Genomic DNA, 23,698 nt, shown 5'->3' with positions numbered 1-23,698 from the left:
TATCAACCCTCACACTAATCGCAGCATTCGCGCCATTCACACCATTCAACAACCAGGGACGCCCCGAAGGAGCCGAGCATGTCCAACCCGCTGCCAGCCGTACGCCGAGTCGCCATCGTCGGGGGCAACCGGATTCCGTTTGCCCGCTCGAACACCGCTTATGCGACCGCGTCGAATCAGGACATGCTGACCTTTACGCTGCAAGGGCTGATCGACCGCTACAACCTGCACGGCGAACGCCTGGGCGAAGTCGCGGCGGGCGCCGTCATCAAGCACTCGCGCGACTTCAATCTGACGCGCGAATCCGTGCTGTCCACCACGCTCGCCAAAGAAACGCCCGCTTACGACGTGCAGCAGGCCTGCGGCACCGGACTGGAGGCCGCCACTCTCGTCGCCAACAAGATCGCCTTGGGGCAGATCGAAGCGGGCATCGCGGGCGGCGTCGATACGACCTCCGATGCGCCGATCGGCGTCAACGAGCGCATGCGCAAGATCCTGCTCGAAGCCAACCGCGGCAAGAGCACCGGGCAACGCGTCGGCGCGCTGAGCAAGCTGCGGCCCGGCATGTTTTTCAAGCCGCTTCTGCCGCGCAACGGCGAACCGCGCACGGGCCTTTCGATGGGCGAGCATTGCGAGCTGATGGCCAAGCGCTGGAACATCTCGCGCGAAGCCCAGGACGTGCTTGCCTACGACAGCCACCGCAAGCTCACGGAGGCATACGCGCGTGGCTTCGTCAACGATCTGATGACGCCGTACCGGGGTCTCGCGCGCGACAACAATCTGCGCTCCGACCTCACGCTCGAAAAACTCGCGAGCCTGAAACCCGTATTCGATCGCGACGCCGGCACGCTGACCGCCGGCAATTCGACGCCGCTCACCGACGGCGCTTCCGCCGTGCTGCTCGCGAGCGAAGAATGGGCCGCGCGTCATGGACTGCCGGTGCTCGCGTACCTGAGCTGGTCCGAGACCGCCGCCGTCGACTACTTCGACAAGAAAGAAGGCCTGCTGATGGCGCCCGCCTACGCCGTGCCGCGCATGCTGGCGCGCGCCGGACTCACGTTGCAGGACTTCGACCTGTACGAAATCCACGAAGCGTTCGCCGCCCAGGTGTTGTGCACGCTCGCGGCATGGCAGGATGACGAGTATTGCCGCACGCAACTCGGCTTGGCCGGCCCGCTCGGCGCGATCGACCGGGCAAAATTGAATGTGAACGGCAGCTCGCTGGCCACGGGCCATCCGTTCGCGGCAACGGGTGGGCGAATCGTCGCAGGCCTCGCGAAAATGCTCGCGCAACTCGACAAACCGGCCGGCACCGCGCGCGGGCTGATTTCGATCTGCGCGGCGGGCGGCCAGGGGGTGGTCGCGATTCTGGAACGCTGAGCCTGACATGCGTTTCAGTGTCTGCTTCGCCGCACGTTTTTGCTTCACACGCTGCCACACTCGCGTGAATTGCTTCGATGAACGGCTATAGGGCCGGCACACAAAGAGATGAAGCCACAGCTTCAGGAGACGACCATGACCCAGCCCACTCAAACCACGCTCGCGCCTGGCGGCGAATCCGCCGCGCCGAACGCAGCGAATCCGGCGCCTGCTCCCATGCAGGATCACGCACAGGCTCACGCGCCGCACCACGCGCCCAACACCGACGGCATCTGGTACGCGTCCTATCCGGCGGACGTGCCGCGTGAAATCGACGTGTCGAAATACGAGTCGGTCGTGCAGTTCTTCGACGAATGCATCGCGCAGTTCCGCGAGCGTGTCGCGTATGTGAGCGTGGGCGCGAACCTGACCTACGGTGAACTCGGCCGCAAGGCCACCGCGTTCGCCGCGTATCTGCAAAGCATCGGCGTGAAGCCGGGCGAACGCGTGGCGATCATGTTGCCCAATACGTTCCAGTATCCGGTCTCGCTGTTCGGCGTATTGAAGGCCGGCGGCGTGGTGGTCAACGTGAATCCGCTCTATACGGTGCGCGAACTCGCGCATCAGTTGAAGGACAGCGGCGCGCAAACCATCATCGTGTTCGAGAACTTCGCGAAGACGGTCGAAGACGCGTTGCCCGGCACCAAAGTGCAGAACGTCATCGTGACGGGACTCGGCGATCTGCTCGCCGACGGCCTGAATCTGAAGGGACGTCTGCTCAATTTCATGCTGCGGCACGTGAAGAAGATGGTGCCCGCGTACAACCTGCCGAAGGCAGTGCCGCTGCTCGAAGCGCTGTCCACCGGCTACTCGCGGCCGTTGACACCCGTGCGCCCCACGCACGACGACATCGCGTTCCTGCAGTACACGGGCGGCACGACCGGCGTCGCCAAGGGCGCGATGCTCACGCACAAGAACATCATTGCGAATCTGCTGCAGGCCAAGGCGTGGTCCGAAGGTCAACTGACCGGCGAGGTCGAAACAGTGCTCACGCCGCTGCCGCTCTATCACATCTATTCGTTGACGGTGAATGCGCTGATCTTCATGGGACTGGGTGGGCGCAACATTCTGATCGCCAATCCGCGTGACATGAAGCGCGTGATGATGATCATCCGTCACGAGAAATTCACCGGCATGACCGCCGTGAACACGCTGTATAACGCGTTCCTCGACAACGAGGAATTCTGCAAGCGCGACTTCTCCGATCTCAAGCTCGCGATGGCGGGCGGCATGGCCACGCAGAAGTCGGTGGCCGAGCGCTTCAAGGCGGTGACCGGCAAGCCGATCATCGAAGGCTATGGGCTCACGGAATGCTCGCCGATCGTATCGATGAATCCGGTCGACCTCTCCAACATGCGCGACTTCGAAGGCTCGATCGGTTTGCCCGCGCCGTCCACGCAAGTGCGTTTCAGGAAGGACGACGGCAACTGGGCGAACATCGGCGAGGCGGGCGAATTGTGCGTGAAGGGACCGCAGGTGATGAAAGGCTACTGGAATCGGCCGGACGAAACCGCCAAGGTGATCGACGAGGACGGCTGGCTCGCTACCGGCGACATCGGCGTGATGGATTCGCGCGGCTTTATCCGGCTGATCGACCGGAAGAAGGACATGATTCTGGTGTCGGGCTTCAACGTCTATCCGAACGAAATCGAGGACGTAATCGCGGCGCATCCGGACGTGCGCGAAGTCGCCGCAATCGGCGTACCCGATGCCGCGCAGGGCGAACGGGTGAAGGTGTTCATCGTCAAGCGCAATCCTTCGCTGACGGCCGAACAGGTGATCGCCCACTGCCGCAAGAACCTGACCGGCTACAAAGTGCCGAAACTCGTCGAGTTCCGCGACGAGCTGCCGCAAACCAATGTCGGCAAGATTCTGCGCCGCGCGCTGCGCGACGAGGAACTCGCGAAGCAAAAGCCTGCCTGACAGGGAAGGCGCTTCGCGTCACCTTTCGGAGAGATTCATGAAGCACCGCCTGTCCGCACGTTCACGCCGCACGCCCGTCTTCATGCGCCTTTCCGGTTTGCCGCCGCACAACGCTGGTTTGCGTACGGGCTCGTTGGGTTTTGTCAGTGGGGCTTTCGCGTTCCTTGGTGAACCGTGTCATGAGCCATTTGCCGCGCCGCTGCGGAGCGGTCCGATGCGCACGCTCCTGAGCACGCTGTTGATCGCGGGAGCGGCTGCCTTGACCACGCCCGTGGCGTTCGCGCAAAACGACGACACGCCGCCCGCGCTCGATAGCGCCAGCGCCGTCAAGGCGCCGTCCACGCCCTCCTCGCAGGTCGGCAAGCTCACGCTGGATCAACAGGTCAAGTGGCTGCGCGCCGCGCAACAAAGCGGCGCGATGGAAAAACTCAATGACGCGCAACTGGTCGCGCTGTTCCAGTCGCTCGATCCACTCGCGTTGCCGCGCTATATCAAGGAAGGGCCGAACGGCTACCCGTCGTACGAGTTCACCATGGCGCGGTCCGAACGCATTCACGGCCAATGGCCCGACAAGCCCGATCACATGCTGGTGCGCGTCGCGCACGACCCGCTGCGCATCTACGCGAAGTGGCTGCCCGACGGCGCGCGCGCCGGCCAGGAAATCATCTACGACGAATCCAAACGAACCGATGAGATGTACGGGCACCTGGGCGGCATCATGAATGTGATGCCGGTGTGGACCTCGCTGACCGGCGCGCTCGCCCGCGCGCAATCGAATCATCAGGTGCGCGATCTCGGCACGGAGTACATCGCGAACCAGTATCTCAGCGAGGGCAAGAAATACATCGAGGCCGGCTTGCCGCGTTCGACCCAGGTGGAAGTCAAAACGGTCGATGGCGTGCGCGTGGTGGCCTTCACCTTCGAAACGCCGACCGGCCAGCCGCAGTTCTACGCGAAGAAAGAAACGCTAGGCCTCGATCTGAGGCATCCGTATTTCCGCACCGTCGAGTCTTATGACAACGACGGCAAGATCTTCGAGAAGATCGTATTCGAAACCATCACGCCAAAAACATTCGACGACTCGACCTTCGATCCGAAGAACAAGGCGTACAAGTTCTAAACCTTGCGCAACGCGCGCGGCGCGAACGTGAATGCAAAGGCGACGTGGGCGCGTTGCGTGTCCGAATCCGCGCTCGGCTCGTGACTGTGTTCGATCACCTGTCCCGCGCTTTTGGCGAGTTGGCTCAGCACGAAGTAGTCGGACGCGCGCGTGAGGCCGATCAGCGAGGCCGACTGGAGCGTGGGCGTCGGCGTGCATGTCGGCGTTGCGCAAAGCAGCGGTGCGAGTGTCGTGTACCAGAGCGCGCCGATATCGTCGCCGGTTTCGAAGACGGACAACTGCCGGTGTGATGCGTAGGCGGCGAACGCGGCGCCGTATGTCAGCGTGGAGTCGGCCACCGCCACCGTATTGCTGCGCGCAGCAGCATGCGCGAGCCACGGCCACGCGCTGCCTGCCGCGGTCGAGAGGTACGCGCCGGTCATCATGAAGGTGCGCCGGTCCATTCATCGCTCCTGTCGTTATGTCGCTGTCTCGCCGTGTCGCTGTCTCGCTGTCTCACCGTGTCGCGTCAGCGACCGCGCCCTCACGTATAGCCGCGCCGGTCGCGCCACGCCGCCGGCCAGATGCCCTGCTTGCCCGGCGCGAGAATGCCGTTCGGGTCGAGTGCGTCCTTGATCGTTTCCGAGAAGCGCAGCAACGCGCCGTCGTTGAAGCTGTATTGGGCCGCGGCAAAATCCATATATGCGAGATGCGCGCGGTATTCGCCGTAGCCGGCCGCGCGCGCGTCGCTCATCAGCGAACGCAATAGCGCGCCGGCCTGCTCGACCTGGTTCGCGTCGCCGCGGTCGAAGATCGCCGCGAAAATGTGATGCAGATGGCGTACGCCCGCCGTAAAACCGCCGTAGTAATCGAAGCCGTATTCCGCGGCGCGCGCCTTGACCATCGTGTATTGACGCAGCGCGTCGCGTCCGGTCGCGGGACACACCGGCGCGAAATCCACGTGCGCGCCCGCGCCGCCGCGCCAGTCGAGCATGCGAAACGCGCTCATCGCCGGAATGCCGGCGAGGTTGCGATCGCCACCCGCCGTGGGCTGCGCATCGCCCGCGTAGCGCGCCGCCAGAAAGCGCGCCTGCGGTATGCGCGCAAACGCGCGCTGCACGATCGCATGGCGCGCGTCGATCGATTCAGGCGTGCCGTACAGCGCGTAATGCAGATTCCAGCGGCCCACATTCAGCTTGTCGAGCATCGCGTTCACCGCGCTCGCGGGCATCGCGCCCGGTCCGTCGTACCACTGCGCGCGCGCCGACAAGCCGGCCGCGCGGCGCAAACCGCCTTCGATCACCGCGTGATTGCGGATCGTTTCATCGAGCCGCAGCGGCCGCAAAATCTCCACGATCGCTTCGAGATCCGCTTCATGTTGAAACTGGATTTCGCCGAGCAGATACGCGGGCGGCGCGGGCATCAGCCAGACGCCAAGCTTGGTGACGATGCCGTAATTCGACTGCATGAACATCGCATCGAACGACGGTCCATAGCCCGGCTGATACAACTGCCACGATGTGCCGATGTCGATCCCGCCCATGCCCGTGCGCAACACATCGCCGTTGGCGAGCACCACTTCCATGCCGCACTGCGACGCCGCGTGATCGCCGTACGCGGTATAGCCGAAGCCGCGTTCGAGCGTATTGCCGACCACGCTGCCCCAACCGGCCGCGGGCGGATCGACCCACAGCTTGTAGCCCTTGTCGCGCAGGTGCGCGTACAGATCGAAGTAGCTGACGCCCGGCTCGACCAGCGCGTACGCCATGGCTTCGTTCACTTCGATGATGCGGTTCATCCGGTGCAGATCGAGCACAACCGAACCGGCGAGACGCGGCGCGGCGCCGCCATACGCAAAGTTGCGTCCGGTCGAAACGGTCCACAGCGGGATGCGAAACTGATTGGCAATGCGCAGCACCGCGCGGATTTCATCGACGGAGCCGGGCAAGACCGCGGCACTCGCCGAAAACGCTTCGCGCTCGCCGGGCGCGAACGGATCGAGATACGCGGCGAGGCCGTCCGCCGAGGTCACCACCTGCGGCTCGCCGACAATCGAACGCCAGCCGGCGAGCGCGCGGTCGAACTGCGCGGCGGATACTTTTGGCGGCAAACTGCGAGTCAAAGCGTCTCCTTGGCCGCCGCGCGGAGCCGCGGCAGTGAGTCAGCGGTACGAGTCATTGACGCCGCGTCAGCAGCAGCGAGTCAACGGCGCATTCCCCCGCCGTGCGACATACCACCCCATGTATGCATAGGCGCCGCACCATGCCAACCGCCGCGCCCGCCCATGCCGAACGATCCGTGCACGCCATGCACATAGCGCACATGATCCATGTGATGAAAATGATGAAAGCGGTCGACGAACACGAACGACACGCCGACACCGAACCCCACCGGCGGCCCCCAATACCATGGATCGTAGTAGTAGACGGGGCCATCCGCCAGAGTCTGAGCGGCGGCATCGTCCTCGACGATCTGCCACGTGCCGTCCGGTTGCAGGCACGCGCGGCCGGTGATCTGCTGCATGACGCCGTCGATTTCCGCCTGCCCCGCCACGAACCGGCACACGGACGCATCCGATTGCGCCTCGACCGGCGCCGCGCACGCGGCGCACAGGCACACACAGGCTACGCCGCCATACAGCCTGCTGCCGAGTTGATGAAATGTGAGCATGATTTTGCTGCCTCTATGCTGTCCGACGCACGCCGGCGTCGCGACCCGCGAGAAACGAGTCGGCACCGTGAAGACACTGTCGGTTTGCCTTGTTGAAGACCTTGCCGTGTACCCGCGTAAGCACGCGGTAACGGCGCGATCCAGCAACAAGTAAACGCAGCGCCGCGCGGGGCTATTCCGACCGTGCGGCGCAAGCGCACGCCGTTTCTATTACCGGGTGTTGCAGCGCCTGTGCCGATCGGCAGTCGCGCGGAGCGTACTCGCGCATGCCGCTACTGCCACGACTCCGGCTTGCCGCCGAGCGCGCTGCACACGTCGATGGCGATCGTGCGCAGCTTGCCTTCCGCGATCGGCCCGGACAGCGCGTAGCCCATGCCGTCGCTGACCCAGTAGAAGGTGCGCCGGTTGCCGTCGCGGAACAGGCGGAACGCGGTTTCGTCGCGTGAGATGCCGGTGACGTAGAGCGTGAGACGCGCGCCGCTGGTGTTCTCGTACATGAACTGCGCCGCCGGTCCCGCTTCGCCGGGCAACAGCCGTCCGCCCACCAGCGAGTAGCCGTATTCCTGCAAGGACGGCACCGAGAGCGGCCGGTTCAGCCGTTTGGAGAGCCAGTTGATCAGATGCTCTTCTTCGTTCGCGGCAACTTCCACCGGATGACGCCGCTCCGGCGTGTAGACCGCATAAGCGATATCCGCGCGCTCGGCGAAGCTCGGCGGGCTGCCGCCCAGACCGCCCCACGCGCCGCCGGTCAGACGCGGCGCGAGCGGCCCGAGAGCCAGCGCGAGCCCGGCGCCGGCCGCCAGCCAGCAGGCCGCGACGCCCGCGCGCTGCCACCACGGCGTGCGCCGCCGCAACACGATGAAGGCCGGTTCATCGGCCGTCTCGCGTTCATGACGCTCGTTGCGCTCATCGCGCTCGCTGCGCTGCGGCGCGCCGCACAGCGCGCGCAACGCGGCTTTCTGCGCGCGCCACGCGGCCACCCGCGCGGCAGCCTGCGGATGCTGCGCCAGCTGAGCCTCGATCGCGGCGCGCTCCGCGCCCGGCAACTCACCGTCGACATACGCCGACAGCGCTCGCAGATCGAGCCCTTCGGGCAAGCTGGAATCGTAGTCGTCGCTGTTCATCACGGGTTTCTCACTACTTTCAACGGTGGATTTTTACGCGCCGGCCCCTGCGCCGGTCCCTCCGTCAGCAACGCGCGCATGTGTTCGCGCGCACGGGAGAGCCGCGACATCACCGTGCCGATCGGTACGCCGAGCGCGCGCGACGCTTCCTGGTAAGACAGCTCCTCCACGCAGACCAGCAACAGCACTTCGCGCTGTTCGACAGGCAGACAATACAACGCGCGCTGCAGATCGCGCAGCACGAGGCCGTCGACCTCCCCTTGCGGCGCTTCGAGATTGCGCCACGGCGCGCTCTCGTCATCGACGGCAATCTCGCGGCGGCCGCGCAGCTGGTCGATGTAGAGATGCCGCAGGATCGTCAGGAGCCATGCGCGCAGATTGCTGTCCGGCCGGAACGCCGCCCAACGGGCGAGCGCGCGCTCCGCCGTATCCTGCACGAGGTCGTCGGCCCACGCGTGATCGCCCGTCAGTGCGCGCGCGTAGCGGCGCAGCTGTGGGAGCCACGAAATCACTTCGGCTTCGAAATTCACCCGGCGAGCGCCGCTCAGTAGCCGCCGCTGCTGCCGCCGCTCGAGCTGGACGCGCCGCTATCGGTCGCGGACGTGCACGCGCTCGTCGCGAGCGTACCGCCCGCGAGTGCCAGCAGAACGAAAACAGCGGAAAGGATGCGCGATACTTTCATGGTGAGTCTCCTGTCGGCCAGAGTCGGCGTTTCGCGCCCCACTCTGTTCCTATGCAAGAAGCTTGCGGATGAGCGCCCGGACATCCGGTGCGGCCGGTGCGGCCGGTTCGGCCGGCCCAAGCAAGCCGATCGGCCACGCGCACGATGCAGCGTCGCCATGCCTGATATAACGCGGCCAGGTGGCGATTTATTCCACCCGACGCACACCCATGCGCCATCTTTTTCCGCCACCTGCGCCGCGCAGGCCCGCGTGTGGCGGAAGAACGCGGCAATCATCCGCAGATTCGTAACTCAACGTTACAGCCAATAGTTATCAGATGCTTATGTGCCCACAAGCCGTTATAGTGGACGCAGTTCGCCCGCCGACGCGTTCCGCCCCCACACAGGGTAGAATCGCGGCGAACAACCGTCTTTCTAACCTGAATTGTCCATGGCTTCCGCAGAATCGCATCCGCAAAACGACTTCATGAACGCTGCGCGCAAAGAACGAAAGCGCGTCGAGATTTACCTTGTCAACGGCATCCGTTTGACCGGGTGTATCGAGTCGTTCGATCAGTATCTGGTGATGCTGCGCACGCCGGTCGGCCTGCAAGGCATCTACAAGCGCGCGATCTCGACGATCCAGCTCGACACCGGAACGCGTCCGGCTCCGCGCGCGGGGCGTCCCTCGCACGGTGAGCACACCACGCGTGGCCCGCACGGTTCGCGTGAACCGCGCGATCACCGTGAGCCACGCGAACCGCGTGAACCGCGTGAGTCGTATGGCGCGCCGTCTTCGGACCGGCCTGCGTCGGATCGTAGCGGCGGCACGTCGGACGGCCCGGTGGTCGTTACGCGCCGCCGGCGTCTGTTCGGCACGGGCGGCGACGGTGGCAACCACGGTGGTGGCAACCACGGTGGTGGTAACCACGGCGGCGGCAACCATGGCGGCGGTAATCATGGCGGCAATGGCGGCAATGGCGGTAACGGCGGCAGCGAATAAGCGGCCGCGGCAGCGCTCGGCTACTCCATTGAATGGTCGAGCCGCTGCAAGATTTTTTCCAGACGCATCACCTGCAGTTCCGTCAGTTCGAATCCGCATTTGACCGCCAGCACGCGGCGGCGCCAATACACGGCGTCCAGCAAGCGCTGCGCCGGTTGCTTCGTTGCCCAATCCAGGTGTTCCAGTTCAGCTTCCACGACGTGCGACGCGTTGAGGCGTTGTGACGCGCACGCGGTTTTTTTCCGGTTCATGTTATTCGCTGCCTTGTTGTTCACGGGTTCTGGTTGCGCCCCTCCCGAGCGCGACACGGCCGGTTCGCGGCATGCGTTGCGGTCTGCCGGCCCACGCGGCCGGCGCCTGCTTTTCTTTTCCGCGCCGCACTGTGTCGACACACGGAAAACGAGCTGATGCGCAATGGTTTTAAGTTTCGGCTGATGAACCTGTATCGGTTCGTGCATCGGTTCGTGCATCGTTCGGCTCGTGGTTTTGCAGCAGGCACTTACGGCGCGCGGTCTTAGGCCGTTCGGCCGATGTTCGCCGAAGCCTGCTTTGCGCTATGCTGGTTTGCCGACTCTCTTCTCACGGAGCACGTCATGACTAGCAAGAAGCAACACGAATCCCCTCCCGCGGCCACGCAAACGCCCCCCGAATCCGCCGACGACCGTCTTGACGAGGCGCTCGAGGAAAGCTTCCCCGCCAGTGATCCGATCGCCGTCGACGTGCGGGACCCGCATCACGCGCCGGAAAAGGATGGGTCTTCGGAGGGAAAGAAGCGGCATTAGATCTGGCCGCATGCTCGGCTTGAGGAGCACAGGGAAAACGAAGCAGCACCCAAAGCCTGGCCGCCTCTAACGGCATCGGCATCGCTATTGCCATCAACCTCGCTGTCGCCATTGCCATCACCCGAGCGGTGCGTTAAGCGCGGTCGCGCGTGAGCGTGCAAAACTGCGTGCGCGTGCAAGACAATGGGAAGATTTGCGCCGAGCCACTCGCGTGCCGCCCGTGAGACGTCACGCGAGCACGCGTGGAATAAACGTGGCGGCTATTACTGCTGTAGGAATGGAGAATCGAGCGGGTGCGTGAAACGGCAATGCCGTTCGCGTAGACCTCGCGAACTACGCGCATTGCACGAAGACAGCTGAACAGCGAGCGATCGTTCCGGTGAGCCGGGCAACACGTTCAACACCGCGCCGCCCTTCCCACCGGATCCTCTTCAGACCATCACGCTCAGTGCGAGGGCAAACCGCTTTCCAACTGGCGCTGCAGGTCACGCACCTGGCGCTGCGCGGCACGCAACTGATCCTGAGCGGAAGCCTTCTGTTGAGCCAGCGATGTCGCTTCGGCGCGAGTTTGCTGCTGCTGGGTCGCCACGATGCTCTGCTGCTGACGCGCCACATCGAGGTCCGCCTGCAAGCGGTTCGCACTGTCCTGCTGCAACGCGATCATGCGTTCCGTGAACGTTTTTTGCGCTTCGAGCTGCGTGCGGCGAATCTCGACGTCGGACAGTTGCACCGTCTGACGCACGAAATCCTTGTAGATCATGTCGGCACGCGCCGCGTCCTGCGTCTTGATGACACGCCAGAAATTTTTCTGCTGGAACAGCGCCACGTAGTACGTCATTTCCTTGCCGTAAAACAGCAAGCTCGCGCCGTAACTGCCGTTATACGTGGTGCGCAATTCGCTTAGATCCGACCCGCGGATCATCTGCTGCAATTCCGCCACGTTGCCCGCCGCGGATTGCTTCGCTTCATCCGACGTGAGGGCTGAGGTCTGCGCCTGTCCTGCCTGTGAGGTAGCCGGCAATGCGGCCGTCGTGCCTGGCTGGGAAACAACGCCGCCGATGGCGCCAGCGCTCGCGCTGCTGTTCTGCAGAGCCTGCGCATTGACGCCTTGCGCCGCGCCCATCGCGATCAATGCGGCGAGCGCAATCTGTCGCAGTTTCGACTTTCGGTCCATGTAATTTATGCTCGAACAGTTTTTGTTTTAGTACAACCGGCCCATTATTACTCACTTTCCCGCGTTTCGGGCTCCTCGTCGAAAATTTGATACTTGCGCATTTTCTCCCATAAGACCTTGCGGCTAATGCCGAGATAGAGCGCCGTATCCTGGCGGCGCCAACCGTTTGCGTCGAGCGCGGCCAGCACGCGATTACGCTCGGCCATGTCCCATTTGCTGCGGTCCACCAGCACCTCGGCGACGCTCTCCGCCGGCACCGGCTGAGTGGTGCGCGCGAGTGCGAGAAGCCGTTGCAGGCGCGCCGCATCCCACGCGCCGATCTGCCGAACGGTCACGCCGATGCGCTCGGCCAGATTGCGCAGCTCGCGCACATTGCCGGGGAAATACGTGTCGGCGACGGCGTCGGCGAGCCAGTACGGCAGATCGGACAACGCGGCGAGACGCTCCGCGCCCACGATCTGCGCGATGAACGCCTTGAAGATCGCAATCTTGTCGACGGCGCCCCGTTCTTCCAGCGACGGAATCTTCAACTCGATCACGGCGAGCCGGTAGTAAAGGTCGGCGCGAAACGTGCCGTCCTTCACCAGTTGCGGCAGCAGTTTATTGGTCGCCGCCACCAGCCGGAAGTCGAGCTTGACCGGCGTCGCCGAACCGATGCGCGTGACCGCGCTGTCTTCGAGCACGCGCAGCAGCTTGACCTGCTGATAGAGCGGCAGATCGCCGATTTCGTCGAGAAACAGCGTGCCGCCGTCGGCCTGCTCGAAGTAGCCTTTGTGCGCGACCACCGCGCCGGTGAACGAGCCTTTCGAGTGACCGAAGAACAGCGACTCGAACAGGCCGTCCGGAATCGCGCCGCAGTTCACCGCGACGAACGGGCCTTGCCCGTAGCGGCTATGTTTTTCGTGCAGCAGTTGCGCGATGCGCTCCTTGCCGACGCCGGTTTCGCCGTGCACCAGCACACTCGTGTCGCAGTCGGCGAAAGTATCGACTTCGTGCAGCAGCGCCTGCATGCACTCCGAATTGGCGATCATCGCGTCGGACTCGTGCGTCTTCGCGCTGTGGGCGCGCATTTGCAGCACGAGCTTCATGACCATGCCGCGCAGTTCGGCGCAGGTGAAGTCGAGCGGCAGAATATGCGAGTACTCGGACGGATAGGCGGCTGGATCGTGCTCGCGCGGCGCGGCGCCGACCCAGACCACGGGAATGCCGTGCGCGGCCTGCCAGTCGCGCAGGATCAGCGCGCCGCTGTCGATCACCGACACGCTGATGATCGCAAGCGACGGCCGCAGCGCGGTCCGCTCGGGCGAGATCGCGATATCGTCCGCACGGATCACTTCGACATCGAAGCTCGCCATGCAGCGCGCGACCCGGTCGACGATGTCGGCCTTGCCCTCCCAGACGTAGATATCGAGTTCCTCGATTTTGGTGGTGGTTCTCATCTTGGATTGGCTAGTTGACCAGTTGCGAAACGCCGCACGTCAGCGACATGTTGTGGACCGTGGCGGTGCCGACCTGCACGCCGAGCAACGCTAGCGTGGGCACGAGCACCGCGTCGAGCAGCGCGAAGACAGGTTGCAGTGCAGCCGACAGCACCGGTGCAAGGGCTGAGAGCAAAGGCTGGATCACAGCAGTTAGATTGAGTCCCAAGGCGGTCACCTGTAGTGTGTTTGGCAACACCTTGAGTAGCTGCGCGGTCAGCGTCGATGCATCGCTGCCAACGGCATTGGAATTGACGGTGACCGACGAATCGAAACTGCCGGACGCGCCGTTGAACGTAACGGGCTGGGACGAAGGCGGAGCCAAGGGCAATTGCCCCGTTCCGTTGATCGCAATTTTCGTGAGTTCGTTCGTGCCGGTTAGCAGGGTCCATACCGTAACGTCGGCGACATTGATCGTTCCGCCGCAAGCCGAATTCGCCCCCACGCAGACCGTCGCGATGCTCGGTTGCACCAGAATCGTGGCATTGGTCGCAGCCTTGGTCGACTCGCAGTCGACCGAACTGAGCGCGGCAGTGCCCTGCGCGCTCGTCAGCGAAAGCATGATCGGTGTACTCAGGGCGGAAATGCTGATCGAGCCGATGCCAAGATTCAGGCTGATTGGCGCGAACGTCAGCGGCAGCAGATTCACGCTCGCGTTCACCACCGCAGTGCGCGCCATCGTGCGATACGTCCCATTGGGTAACATGCCGCCCTCGCCGACCGCGAGCACCGGTGGCTTGATGACCTGCAACGAAATACCCGCCACGCCCGCGAGACCCGCCGCCACATTGATCACCGGCGCGTTGCCCTGGGTTCCGTCCGGACTGCGCTGCGCAATCTGCGCGGCGACCAGCAACGCATCGAACGCGTTGACCGTCGCGGTTGCCGCGGCGTTCGGATTGGCAAGGCCGAGCGCGAGCAGCCCGGGTGAAGACGCACCGCCGTCGCCGATCGTGATGTTCTGCCCACCGGGAATAGCCACCGCCACCTTCTGCAGAATCGACGCATTGATGGTGTCGCCGCCCGTCTGCAACGCGGTGACCATGGCAACCATCAGTTGCTGAAAACTCACCGTGGTGCCGAGCAGTCCCTGCATCGTCGAGGCGCCGAGCGCCACCATCAGATCTTGCAGCTTGATGTGCGCCGTCGCCAGGCTCTGCGTGTCGCCCACGCTCAGCGACACGCTGGTTTTCAGCAAACCACCCAGAATCGCATTCAACAACGCCGACTGCTGCGTATTGATCGACGCGATGCCGGTGCCGAGCGAGAACGCGTCGATGTTGGAAGCGAACGCAGTGGCCGTCGCCGAGACATTACGGCTCGGTCCGAGGAAGAAGTACGGCACGACCTGCGTCGTCGTCACCTGCACCGCATTCAGCGGATTGCCGCTGGTGCCGAAATAGGTGCTCTTGCTGGTATCCCAACGACCGCAAGTCGTATTGATGGTCGTCGTGCTGCCGGCCGTGAAACCGTTGGCCGCCGCGTTCTGCTGCGCGGCCGTGGTGGCCGTCGCGCAGCCGCCCGTGGAGCCGATCATCTGCACCGCCGCCAGCGCCGCGAGATCGGCCGTGCGCTGCAACTGCCGGCGCGCGAAAAACACGTTGCCGACGTCGAGCGCGCCGAGCGCCGCGATCGCCACGCTCAGCCAGATCACCGCGACCATCGCGACCGCGCCGTGCTGACGGCGCGCACCCGCGCGCCGCATCCACAGGGGACGCGCGCAGCGCGCGGCACGGGTCATGGCGGAAGGCAATTCGCGCATGTCAGTTCGATCCGCCGCCGCTTCCGCCGAACCCGCTGTTGACGGCCATCGCACCGTTGCCGCCGCTGCCCGCGTTCAGCGCGGAACCGTACAGATCGGGAATCTTGCTCTTGAACGATTCCATGTAGCGGCGGTAGGCCAGCCCGGCTTCGGCGCCGAGCATCGGCAGCGCCGGCGCGGCTTCCTTGTTGCTGGATTGCAGGTCGAACCATGCGCGCGTCGCGTGACCCACTTCGCTGGCCCGCACTGCGGGCGGCGCGCTCTGTTCCGCCGGGGTCGTTTCGCTCGTCTGCGCCATCGTCGAGACGGACGCGCCCAGCAGCGCACCGGCGGTCGCAACCGTCGCCAGCCACCGGCGCGGCATCGACGCCCGCCAAACTCGCTTCGTTGTCGTGTTTCTCATTGTTGCTCCCTGATTCCCTGATGCATCACCACGAAGTCGCCGCGCGCTCATTGCGCGAAACGCTGCAACAGACGCGGCGCGGGCTCGACGCCCTGCGCGCTCGCGACCGTGCGCGCGCCCGCGCCGAGCGCGCCCGAGTCTTGTTGCACCGGCGCGCCGCGTGTTTGCGCGCGCCCTGCCGCAGCCACTTTCGCCGCATCGCTGCGAATCGCGGCGCGCACGTCCGGTGCGAGCTTCTGCTGGTTCATGATCGCCAGCGCCTGCGCCTGGTTGCCATTGGCAAGCAGATAAAGCGCGACGTTGCTGACGATCTTCGAATTGCTCTGGTCGAGTTCGGCCGCCTTCATGAGCGGCACGCGCGCGCCGTCCACATCGCCGTCGCGCAAGCGTGCATAGCCGAGGTCCGACAGCGTCGTCGCATCGGTCGGCGCGAGCTGCACGGCCTGCTGCAATTCCTGCGCGGCGCGCGCGAAGTCGCCGGCCGCGCCCGCGATCAGACCGAGGCCGCGATAGCCGCGCGTGGCGAGCGGCGTCTTCAGCAGTTGTCCGTATGCGTTCGCGGCGGCGGCCGGCTGATCGGTCATGCGCAGCGCGTCGGCGCGCAGCAGAATCGAGTCGGGGCTCGCGCCGTACTGCTTGTCGTACGCGTCGATATGCGCGAGCGAAGCGAAGTACAACCCCTGCGATTGCATCTGATCGATCAGACCGAGGTACATGCCCGGCGTGTCCGGCGCGGGATCCTTGCTGGCCTGCTGCGCCATCACGGCGCGTTCCGCCTGCGGCCCGACGCCATAGCCCGTGACGTCTTTGGACGCGCACGCGCCGAGCAGCGACAACGCGGCCAGCGCCGCCGCGCAGCGGGCGCCCTGTTTGACGGAATCGAATGAAAGACTGTGAGTCATGGCAAATCCTTAGTGCTTCACCTTGCCCAACGAATGCTGGACAGCCAGCACACCGGGGCCGGCCGTGACGATCATCAGCGCGGGCAACAGCGTGACGATCATCACGCCCGTCATCTTCACGGCGAGCCGGCCGATGCGTTCGCGCAGCATCGCGCGGCGCGCCTCGCGCAGCCGGTCGCCGAACTGCTTGAGCGGTTCCTGCACCGCGCCGCCGTGCCGGTCGACCTGCACCAGCAAACGCACCACCGCGCGCAGATCCTCGTTGTCGTAACTCGACGCGAGCCGGTTCAGCGACTGCTCACGCGTGCGGCCGGCGGCAAACTGACGCTGCGCGATTTCCAGTTCGCCGGCGAGCACCGGCAACATGCCGCGAAAATCGCTGACCACCACCTGCAAGCTCTGATCGAGCGACAAACCCACGCCTTGCAGAAGACGCAACAAATCGACCAGCAGCGGCAATTCGTCGACCACCGCGCGACGGCGCTTGCCGGCACGCCGCCTTAACACGAGCTTTGGCAGCATGAAGCCCGCCATCACGGCGATGATCACCAGCGCCACATAACGGGACCCGTCCAGATGGGCGCTCGCCAGCGTGCCGGCGAGCACCGGCAGCACCAGCGCGCCGAACAGCCGCGCCAGCAGAAACAGGCCGCGCGTGCGCGTATCCACGAAACCGCATTGCTCCAGCAGCCGGCGATCTTCTTCAGCGACGACCTGGCGGCCGAACGGCGTGTCGAGCCAGCGAATCCCCGTATGCGCGAAGCGTTCGAGCAGGCCCTTGAAACCCGTGGGCGGCGCGCTGCGCACGGCCGCTTTCGCGCCAGCCTGCGCGCCCTCCGCGCCACGTGCCGCCGCGGCCGCGAGCGCCGCGCTTTGCAACGCACGCTCGTCGAGCGCGTGCCGCAGCGTGCGCTCGCTGCGTCGCGCCGCCGCCACGCGCGCCAGCACCAGGCCGGCGAGCAGCAGCAAACCGAGCGCGGCCAGAGCCAGTGCGAGCGCGAGAAGTTGTTGGGTCTGCATCGTCAATTCCTCAGATTCGCGAGGCGGTACAGCAGATACGCCCCGAGCACCTGCAGCACGAACGCCAGATAGACGAGCTGCCGGCCAGTCGGGTCGAACCACATCGAAGCGAAATACTTAGGATTGGACAGAATAAGAAAACCGCCGATGCCGATCGGCAACATGGCCAGCACCCACGACGAAAGCCGCGTTTCCGACGACATCGCCACCAGTTCGCGCTCGGCGTGTTCGAGATCGCGCATGAACGAGGCCATCCGCTCGAGCATCACGTCGGCGCGGCCGCCGTATTTGACCGACAGCCGCAGCACGGCGCCGACCAGTTCGAGTTCGCGCACGCCGTAGATCGTGGCCACCTGCGAGAGCGCGCGATCGATTTCGACGCCGGTGCGCAGCATCCGCGACACGTAGTCGAGGCATTCGCGCAACGGCGCCTCGGTGGTTTGCAGCGCGGCCTGGAAGGCGGCGGGCACACTGTTGCCGAGCGTGATCAGACGCACGATGCCGTCGAGAAAAAGCGGCAACTGCCGCACGATCTGCTGACGGCGTTTGTTCACTCGCATCGTCAGCAGAAAATAGAAGCACATCACGCAGGCGATCAACGCGACGCAGGCCGCGAGCGCGCCGCCCACCATTGCGGCCCAGCCGCACAGCAGCACCACGATCGTGCCGGCGATCGCGGCAGGCACTTTGGCATTGGCAATGCCCGCACGCGCCATCGCGTGCTGCACCATGAAGCGCACGCGCGCTTGCCAGTAGCGCCAGCGCGCGAGCCAGCCCGCGTCGGCGGCAGGCGCCTGCGGCGCGATCACGGCGTGCTGTGCCGTGACGCGCGCGGGAGCGGCGCGCGCCGTGCTTGCCGCACCGCCGCCCATGCCGCCCACGGCTGCGCCAGCCGGCATCGCCATGCGGCTGTCGATATAACGTTCCGCACTCGCCTGGTCTTTGCGTTGCGCGCCGCGCTGCCAGAGCAGCAGGGCAAGCGCCGCGCACAGCAGCGCGAGCGCCGCGAAGACCAGAACCGCGCTAGACATTGAAGCCTCCGCCGAACCCACCGCCACCGCCAAAGCCGCCACTGCCGCCGCCGAAGCCACCGCCACCGAAACCGCCGCCTCCCGACCCGCCGAAGCCCGCATTGCCGAACGCATGGCCTGCTTCACCGCCACCCAACGCCTGGCGGAAACGCGCCAGCTTCGGCGAGTGCGGATGGATGCCCAGCGAAACCCAGTTGTCGAGTTCGTCGCCTTCGGCCGTCAGGATCGGCTCATAGCGATACAGCTCCTGCGTCGCGATGATGTTGTCCGACAGCCCCGTCACTTCCGTGATCGACAGAATCCGCCGGCGCCCGTTGGAAAGCCGCCCGATCTGCACGATGAAGTCGATCGCGTTGGCGATCTGGCGGCGCAGACTCGACTCGGTGCCCTGGAAGCCCGCGAAACCGGCGAGCATTTCGAGCCGGTACAGACATTCGCGCGGCGAGCTGGCGTGCACGGTGCCCATCGATCCGTCGTGGCCGGTGTTCATCGCCTGCAGCATTTCGAGCACTTCACCGCCGCGCACTTCGCCGACAATGATGCGGTCCGGCCGCATCCGCAACGTATTGCGCAGCAGGTCGCGAATCGTCACGATGCCCGAGCCGTCGAAACCGCCCGGCCGGCTTTCCAGCCGCACCACATGCGGATGGTTCAGCGACAGTTCCGCCGTGTCCTCGATCGTCACGACCCGTTCCGGCTCGGGAATATGAAACGCCAGCGCATTGAGCAGCGAGGTCTTGCCCGAACTCGTGCCGCCCGACACCAGCACGTTGCAGCGCGCCGCCACCGCGGCTTCGAGCAGCGCGCCGATTTCCGGGCTGTAGGTGCCGTTGCCGAGCAGATCGTCGGGCCGCATCGGATCCTTGCGGAACTTGCGGATCGAGACGATCGGCCCGTCGATCGACAGCGGTTCGATCACCACGTTCACACGGCCGCCGTTCGGCAGACGCGCATCGACCATCGGATTCGATTCGTCCAGGCGCCGGCCGATCGGCGCGAGAATGCGCCGCACGATCCGCAGCAGATGCGCGTTATCCGCAAAGCGCACCTGGATGCGCGTGAGAATGCCGTGGCGCGACACGTACACGTCGTTATAGCCGTTGATCAGAATGTCTTCGACGGCCGGATCGGCGAGCAAATCCTCTATCGGACCGAAGCCCGCGAGTTCCTTGGTCAGCGCCTCGGCGATCAGGCGCACCTCGCTTTCGTTGATCGGTATCCGGCGCAGCCTGACGAAGCTGTCCATCTCCAGATCGACGAACTGATTGATCGCGTTACGCGACCAGCGGCCGAACTCGGAGCCGAGTTCTTCGATGCGCGTGAGCAGATGTTCGTGCGCCGCGTTCTTGATGTCCTGGAACTGCTGGCTATGCGCGAACGAAGGCGCGTCGTCGGCAAATTCGATCTCTTTCGCCATCGTCTATGACCGCTTTTGAGTGGTTGGAATGAAGCGCTTGAGCGCGCCGAGTGCCGATTTGCCGCGTGCCTGCGCCACCGCGCGCTCGCCGCCGCCGAGCCGCTCGATCAGCGGCTCGAGCGCGCGCACATACGGATCGCGCGCGGCGGCATCGACCAGCAGATGTCCCTGATTGACCGCCTGGCCGAGCGCGATGCGCCGCTCCGGCAAGGTGCAGAGCAACGGAATGTCCAGACGCTGCGCGATCTGCGCGGCGGCAAGGCCGAGTTCGGCGTCGAATTTGTTGACGATCAGACGCACGTTCGCGGTATCCACGCCCTCTTCGCGCAACGCGTCGAGCACGCCGACGGCCGACACGATCGAGGCCACGCCCTGGTCGCACAGCAGCCAGGTTTCGTCGGCCGCCTGCACCACATGGGCGATGAACTCGCTGTTAGTGAAGCCGCCGAGGTCGACGATCTGCTGGTCGAAGAACGCGCGCAGACGGTTCAGCAAACCGATCGACGACGAATACGAGACCTCGCGCATATCGGCGAGATTCGGCGGCAGCGTGGTGAGCGCGAGGCCGCTCGTGTGATGCGACAGCGCGGTATGGACGAAGGTCTGATCGAAGCGGCGCAGATTGCGCACGGCTTCGACGAAATTGAATTCGCTGCGCGTGTTCAGCAGCAGCGAGCCGTCGGCGGCCGGCAGGCCGAGATCGAGCAAGGCGGCTTGCCGGCCCTGCGCGACATCGCGCCGTTGCAGCAGCACCGCGAGATTCGCGGCCAGCGTGCTCACGCCCATGCCGATGCGCGCGCCCAGCAGCGCGGTGACGCGGCCATGGCGGCTGACCGGCTCGACGAGATTGTCGAGCACCTGGCGTGTGATGCGCAACGCGTCTTCGGCCGGCGCCGACAGATCGATGAAATCGCGCACGCCGGCGCGCAGCGCGGCCAACGCGCTTTCGGGTTCGGCGAGCGAGCCCAGCGCGACGATCTGCATGCCCGGATAAGCGGTGCGCACCGCGCTCGCGGCAGCGCTCGCCGCCGCGGCGCGGCCGCCGGAAAAATCGACGAATACCAGCGACGGATTGAGCGTCGCGATGCGCTGCATCAGCATCGACGGATCGAGCGTGGCCGCTTCGACCACGCCGGCGCCCACCAGCGTATCGGCGAGCCAATGCACGTGCTCGTCGGCCAGCGACGCAAACACGAAATAATCGGTGACCGCCCGTTCAGTCAATGAATGCGTTCTCGCGTTCATGTTGGACATCCTTGTGCCGCATAGGCGGCAAAGCCCCCACGTCGTACTGCTTGCCGGCGAACGCACGCGGTTCGCGCGCGCGCCGGCTCACACCTGTGTTCATCCGGCGCGCCGCACGGGCGCCTGCCGGCTTCACTTCGAAAATCCCGGCGACGAATCGCGCGCCGCCACGCCGCCGATCAGCGAACGCCACACCGGCCCGTTGCGCTGCTCGGACTGCTCGCCCGGCGTCGACGGCAAGGTCGCGCCCCTGGCGAGCGGCGAGACCAGATGCGGCGTCACGATGATCACCAGCTCCTTCTCGTTCTGCTGATAGTTCAACTGCTTGAAGAACGTGCCGATCACCGGCAGATCGCCGAGCAACGGCACCTTCGAGACATTCGAGGCCGTCTCGCGATCGATCAGCCCGCCGATCACGAAGCTCTCGCCATCGCCGAGTTCGACGGTGGTGTCGGCACGCCGCGTAGTGAACGCGGGCACCGACACTCCGCTGATCGTCACCGCGTTGGCGAAGTCCAGCTGGCTCGCCTCCGGCGCGACTTTCAGCGCGATGCGCTGCGGGCTCAGCACGGTCGGCGTGAGCGTGAGCCCTACGCCATACGGCTTGAATTCGATCGACGTCGACCCGAGCGCCTGCGGCACCGGAATCGGCACCTCGCCGCCGGCAAGGAAACTGGCGCTCTGGCCGGACAAGGCCACGAGCGTCGGCTCGGCCAAAACGCGCGCGAGGTTGTTGCTTTCCAGCAGGCTCAGGTTGGCGAACAGGCCGTGCGTCGCGGAGTTGAAGATCAGGTTGAACGCCGACGAGATCGGCGTCACGCCCGTCATGCTCGGCGCCTGTCCCGCCGTCGCCGATACCGAACTCAACGCCGACGGCGCGAACGAGCCGAACGTGAAGCCGTTGTTCTGCTTGAAGAAGTTGAAGCCCACTTCCTTGAGCACCGAACGGCTGAACTCGACGACCCGCACATCCACCTGCACGACCGCGCGGCTTGCGACCGTCGACGTGTCGAACACCGCACCGTCCTTGCCGAGCGAGCCCTCCGCCGCGACCACTGCGCGCTGGTGCGCCTCCATCGTCGCCGACGTGCCGGACACGATCGCCGTGCCGCCGAGCACCTTGACGGCCGGCGTGTCGGCGCCGAGCAGCGAGGCGGCCGCCGGCGTGGTCACGTTGACGGTGTATTGCAGCGGCGCGTCACGATCGCGCGCCCACAGCATCAGATTGGTGGTGCCCGCGGCCTTGCCGACCAGCAGCACACCGCCGCGCTTGTCGCCCTTGATGATCAGCACGTCGGCCACCGACGGATCGCCGATCGCGACACGTTGCAGCGTGCGGCCGACAGCGAGCTGCCGCTGCGCGCCGACCGTCAGGTCGATGTTTTGCGCGGGCGCGGCAAACGCGGCCTGAGCCGGCTGGGCCGCTGGCGCGGCTTGCCCCCGCTGCCCCGGACCGGCCGCATCCGTCGTCGCCGATACGGCCAGCAAAGCCAGGCCGAGGCACGCCGCCTTCCTGAAAACAAAAATCCGTTCTGTCATGTAGTTATTGGACGCGACTGGCCGCCCGCTCCCTGAAACCACTGCTTACCAGGCGACCGTTTCGGCGCGCCCACCCCGTATCACTTCGATACCGCTCTTTGTACTGTTGGTATTGCCCGCCACACGCGTCGGCGGCAGCGGTATATGCGGCAACGCCGGCCTCGCGGCGGCCCCCGCGCCGCTCGCATTGGCGGTGCCCGACAACGTGTCGAGCGCCACGCCGGCTGCGGCGCGCGTCGAATCCCGCAGCGGCTCGGCCGCGCCCGCATGCGCCGCCGTCTTCAGCACGCCCGGATAGGCCGGCAACACGCTTTGATCGATTACTTCGGGATCCTTGGGATTGCGCAACGCGAAGATCAGACGGCCGGCGCTCTCGGCGAGCGTCAAACGGTCGATATCGGCGACCGGCACCGCCAGCACCGCGGTGCGGACCATGCCGTTCGGATCGCCCGCGCTGTCGCCGCTCGCGGTCGCATTGCCGAACGCGAGCACGCGCACTTTCGACATCAGCAGACGCGCCTGGGTGCGGTCGATTTCACCGCCGTTGCCGATGCTGGCGTCGCGCTTGAGCGTGAAAAACACGTCGACGAAATTGCCCGGCCGCAACCGGTTGCCGACCGCGTTGCCTTCGTCTACTCGTACAGCAAGCGCGCGCTCGCCCGGTTCGACGCGCTCGGCGATTCCCGAGGACAACTGGCTTTCCAGCACCGGCGATTCCGCGCCGATCTCCGCGTTCGGCACGCGGCCGGCCAGTTGCGCGGGGTCCGTGAACGCGCCGTTCGGATTGATCGGCAGCGACTGCACGCGCAGATCGTCGACGGTTATGGCTTTGCCCGCAGGCAGCGTGTGAGTCGCCACCACCACAGGGAAACTCGCCTGCGCGGCAGGCGTGACGGCTACCGGCGCCGGGCGGCGTGACAGCGACCACGCGAACAGGCCGAGCACGAGTGCGACCGCGATCAGGACGCCCGCAAGAATTTTGGTCAGATTCGGCATGAAGATTGACTGCTTCGGTTAAACGATGCCGTGCCGTACGCGCGTTCGAT

23 protein-coding genes are annotated in these 23,698 nt (G+C 65.4%); 5 read left to right on the top strand and 18 right to left on the bottom strand.

The genetic code is table 11. The features are described 5' to 3' along the window. Positions 1 to 78 precede the first annotated feature (78 nt). The 3 genes from PQR54_RS19940 to PQR54_RS19930 all read left to right on the top strand — a co-directional run bounded on the left by PQR54_RS19940 (position 79) and on the right by PQR54_RS19930 (position 4,462). Positions 79 to 1,380 carry an acetyl-CoA C-acetyltransferase gene (locus PQR54_RS19940; protein WP_408248631.1) on the top strand — a complete coding sequence of 434 codons (1,302 nt, stop codon included), beginning with the start codon at positions 79 to 81 and terminating at the stop codon, positions 1,378 to 1,380. A 135-nt stretch (positions 1,381 to 1,515) separates the two neighbouring features. After that, positions 1,516 to 3,342 carry an AMP-binding protein gene (locus PQR54_RS19935; protein ID WP_408248629.1) on the top strand — a complete coding sequence of 609 codons (1,827 nt, stop codon included), beginning with the start codon at positions 1,516 to 1,518 and terminating at the stop codon, positions 3,340 to 3,342. A gap of 214 nt (positions 3,343 to 3,556) precedes the next feature. Beyond that, positions 3,557 to 4,462, top strand: a complete 906-nt coding sequence (locus PQR54_RS19930) for a DUF1571 domain-containing protein (protein WP_408248627.1) — start codon at positions 3,557 to 3,559, stop codon at positions 4,460 to 4,462. Here the strand turns inward: PQR54_RS19930 and PQR54_RS19925 are convergent. The 6 genes from PQR54_RS19925 to PQR54_RS19900 form a co-directional block, all read right to left on the bottom strand. After that, positions 4,459 to 4,905, bottom strand: coding sequence for a hypothetical protein (locus PQR54_RS19925; RefSeq protein WP_408248625.1), 447 nt, complete (start codon positions 4,903 to 4,905; stop codon positions 4,459 to 4,461). The genes PQR54_RS19930 and PQR54_RS19925 overlap by 4 nt on opposite strands. A gap of 80 nt (positions 4,906 to 4,985) precedes the next feature. Next, the gene (locus tag PQR54_RS19920) at positions 4,986 to 6,563 is read right to left on the bottom strand and encodes an FAD-binding oxidoreductase (protein ID WP_408248623.1); all 1,578 of its coding nucleotides are present in this window, start codon (positions 6,561 to 6,563) and stop codon (positions 4,986 to 4,988) included. A gap of 80 nt (positions 6,564 to 6,643) precedes the next feature. Continuing rightward, on the bottom strand, positions 6,644 to 7,111 hold the full coding sequence (locus PQR54_RS19915) for a hypothetical protein (RefSeq protein WP_408248621.1): 468 nt from the start codon (positions 7,109 to 7,111) through the stop codon (positions 6,644 to 6,646). Between the two features lie 272 nt (positions 7,112 to 7,383). Then, positions 7,384 to 8,235, bottom strand: coding sequence for a zf-HC2 domain-containing protein (locus PQR54_RS19910; protein WP_408248619.1), 852 nt, complete (start codon positions 8,233 to 8,235; stop codon positions 7,384 to 7,386). After that, entirely contained in the window at positions 8,235 to 8,765 is a 531-nt protein-coding gene (locus PQR54_RS19905; RefSeq protein WP_106313950.1) for a sigma-70 family RNA polymerase sigma factor, read from the bottom strand. The genes PQR54_RS19910 and PQR54_RS19905 overlap by 1 nt, the downstream gene beginning before the upstream one ends. 14 nt (positions 8,766 to 8,779) lie before the next feature. Next, positions 8,780 to 8,917, bottom strand: a complete 138-nt coding sequence (locus PQR54_RS19900) for a hypothetical protein (protein WP_165923847.1) — start codon at positions 8,915 to 8,917, stop codon at positions 8,780 to 8,782. 430 nt (positions 8,918 to 9,347) lie between these two features. Between PQR54_RS19900 and hfq the strand changes: the two genes are divergently transcribed. Further along, the gene (hfq, locus tag PQR54_RS19895) at positions 9,348 to 9,899 is read left to right on the top strand and encodes an RNA chaperone Hfq (protein WP_408248617.1); all 552 of its coding nucleotides are present in this window, start codon (positions 9,348 to 9,350) and stop codon (positions 9,897 to 9,899) included. A gap of 20 nt (positions 9,900 to 9,919) precedes the next feature. Here hfq and PQR54_RS19890 read toward each other — a convergent pair whose 3' ends face one another. Beyond that, positions 9,920 to 10,150 carry a hypothetical protein gene (locus PQR54_RS19890; RefSeq protein ID WP_408248615.1) on the bottom strand — a complete coding sequence of 77 codons (231 nt, stop codon included), beginning with the start codon at positions 10,148 to 10,150 and terminating at the stop codon, positions 9,920 to 9,922. A gap of 342 nt (positions 10,151 to 10,492) precedes the next feature. Here PQR54_RS19890 and PQR54_RS19885 point away from each other — a divergent pair, with 342 nt between their 5' ends. Beyond that, positions 10,493 to 10,681, top strand: a complete 189-nt coding sequence (locus tag PQR54_RS19885; RefSeq protein ID WP_408248613.1) for a hypothetical protein — start codon at positions 10,493 to 10,495, stop codon at positions 10,679 to 10,681. Between the two features lie 445 nt (positions 10,682 to 11,126). Here PQR54_RS19885 and PQR54_RS19880 read toward each other — a convergent pair whose 3' ends face one another. From PQR54_RS19880 to cpaB, 11 genes are all read right to left on the bottom strand, one after another. Next, entirely contained in the window at positions 11,127 to 11,855 is a 729-nt protein-coding gene (locus PQR54_RS19880; protein WP_408248611.1) for a DUF2968 domain-containing protein, read from the bottom strand. A 47-nt stretch (positions 11,856 to 11,902) separates the two neighbouring features. Further along, positions 11,903 to 13,294, bottom strand: a complete 1,392-nt coding sequence (locus PQR54_RS19875) for a sigma 54-interacting transcriptional regulator (RefSeq protein ID WP_106313954.1) — start codon at positions 13,292 to 13,294, stop codon at positions 11,903 to 11,905. Positions 13,295 to 13,304: 10 nt separating this feature from the next. After that, positions 13,305 to 15,095 (bottom strand): TadG family pilus assembly protein, encoded by a 1,791-nt coding sequence (locus PQR54_RS19870; protein WP_408248609.1) that lies wholly within the window; start codon positions 15,093 to 15,095, stop codon positions 13,305 to 13,307. Between the two features lies 1 nt (position 15,096). Then, complete coding sequence (locus PQR54_RS19865) at positions 15,097 to 15,498, bottom strand: DUF3613 domain-containing protein (RefSeq protein WP_408248607.1); 402 nt, start codon at positions 15,496 to 15,498, stop codon at positions 15,097 to 15,099. Positions 15,499 to 15,545: 47 nt separating this feature from the next. Next, positions 15,546 to 16,400, bottom strand: a complete 855-nt coding sequence (locus tag PQR54_RS19860; RefSeq protein ID WP_408248605.1) for a tetratricopeptide repeat protein — start codon at positions 16,398 to 16,400, stop codon at positions 15,546 to 15,548. A gap of 9 nt (positions 16,401 to 16,409) precedes the next feature. Further along, positions 16,410 to 17,420: a type II secretion system F family protein gene (locus PQR54_RS19855; RefSeq protein WP_408248603.1), complete on the bottom strand. Its 1,011-nt coding sequence runs from the start codon at positions 17,418 to 17,420 to the stop codon at positions 16,410 to 16,412. 2 nt (positions 17,421 to 17,422) lie between these two features. Beyond that, on the bottom strand, positions 17,423 to 18,451 hold the full coding sequence (locus PQR54_RS19850; protein WP_408248601.1) for a type II secretion system F family protein: 1,029 nt from the start codon (positions 18,449 to 18,451) through the stop codon (positions 17,423 to 17,425). Continuing rightward, positions 18,444 to 19,868 carry a TadA family conjugal transfer-associated ATPase gene (locus PQR54_RS19845; RefSeq protein WP_408248599.1) on the bottom strand — a complete coding sequence of 475 codons (1,425 nt, stop codon included), beginning with the start codon at positions 19,866 to 19,868 and terminating at the stop codon, positions 18,444 to 18,446. The genes PQR54_RS19850 and PQR54_RS19845 overlap by 8 nt, the downstream gene beginning before the upstream one ends. A 3-nt stretch (positions 19,869 to 19,871) precedes the next feature. Next, a complete protein-coding gene (locus PQR54_RS19840) occupies positions 19,872 to 21,113 on the bottom strand; it encodes a fimbrial protein (RefSeq protein ID WP_408248597.1) in 1,242 nt (413 codons plus the stop codon). Positions 21,114 to 21,245: 132 nt separating this feature from the next. Beyond that, positions 21,246 to 22,652 (bottom strand): type II and III secretion system protein family protein, encoded by a 1,407-nt coding sequence (locus PQR54_RS19835; protein ID WP_408248595.1) that lies wholly within the window; start codon positions 22,650 to 22,652, stop codon positions 21,246 to 21,248. Between the two features lie 45 nt (positions 22,653 to 22,697). Further along, positions 22,698 to 23,648, bottom strand: coding sequence for a Flp pilus assembly protein CpaB (gene cpaB / locus PQR54_RS19830; RefSeq protein WP_408248593.1), 951 nt, complete (start codon positions 23,646 to 23,648; stop codon positions 22,698 to 22,700). Positions 23,649 to 23,698 lie beyond the last annotated feature (50 nt).

The sequence above is a fragment of the Paraburkholderia phytofirmans genome, from assembly GCF_046028095.1.
In the GTDB taxonomy this organism is placed as follows: domain Bacteria; phylum Pseudomonadota; class Gammaproteobacteria; order Burkholderiales; family Burkholderiaceae; genus Paraburkholderia; species Paraburkholderia phytofirmans_A.
The sequence above is the reverse complement of the archived record's forward strand: the minus strand, read 5'-3'. Positions and strand labels throughout refer to the sequence as shown.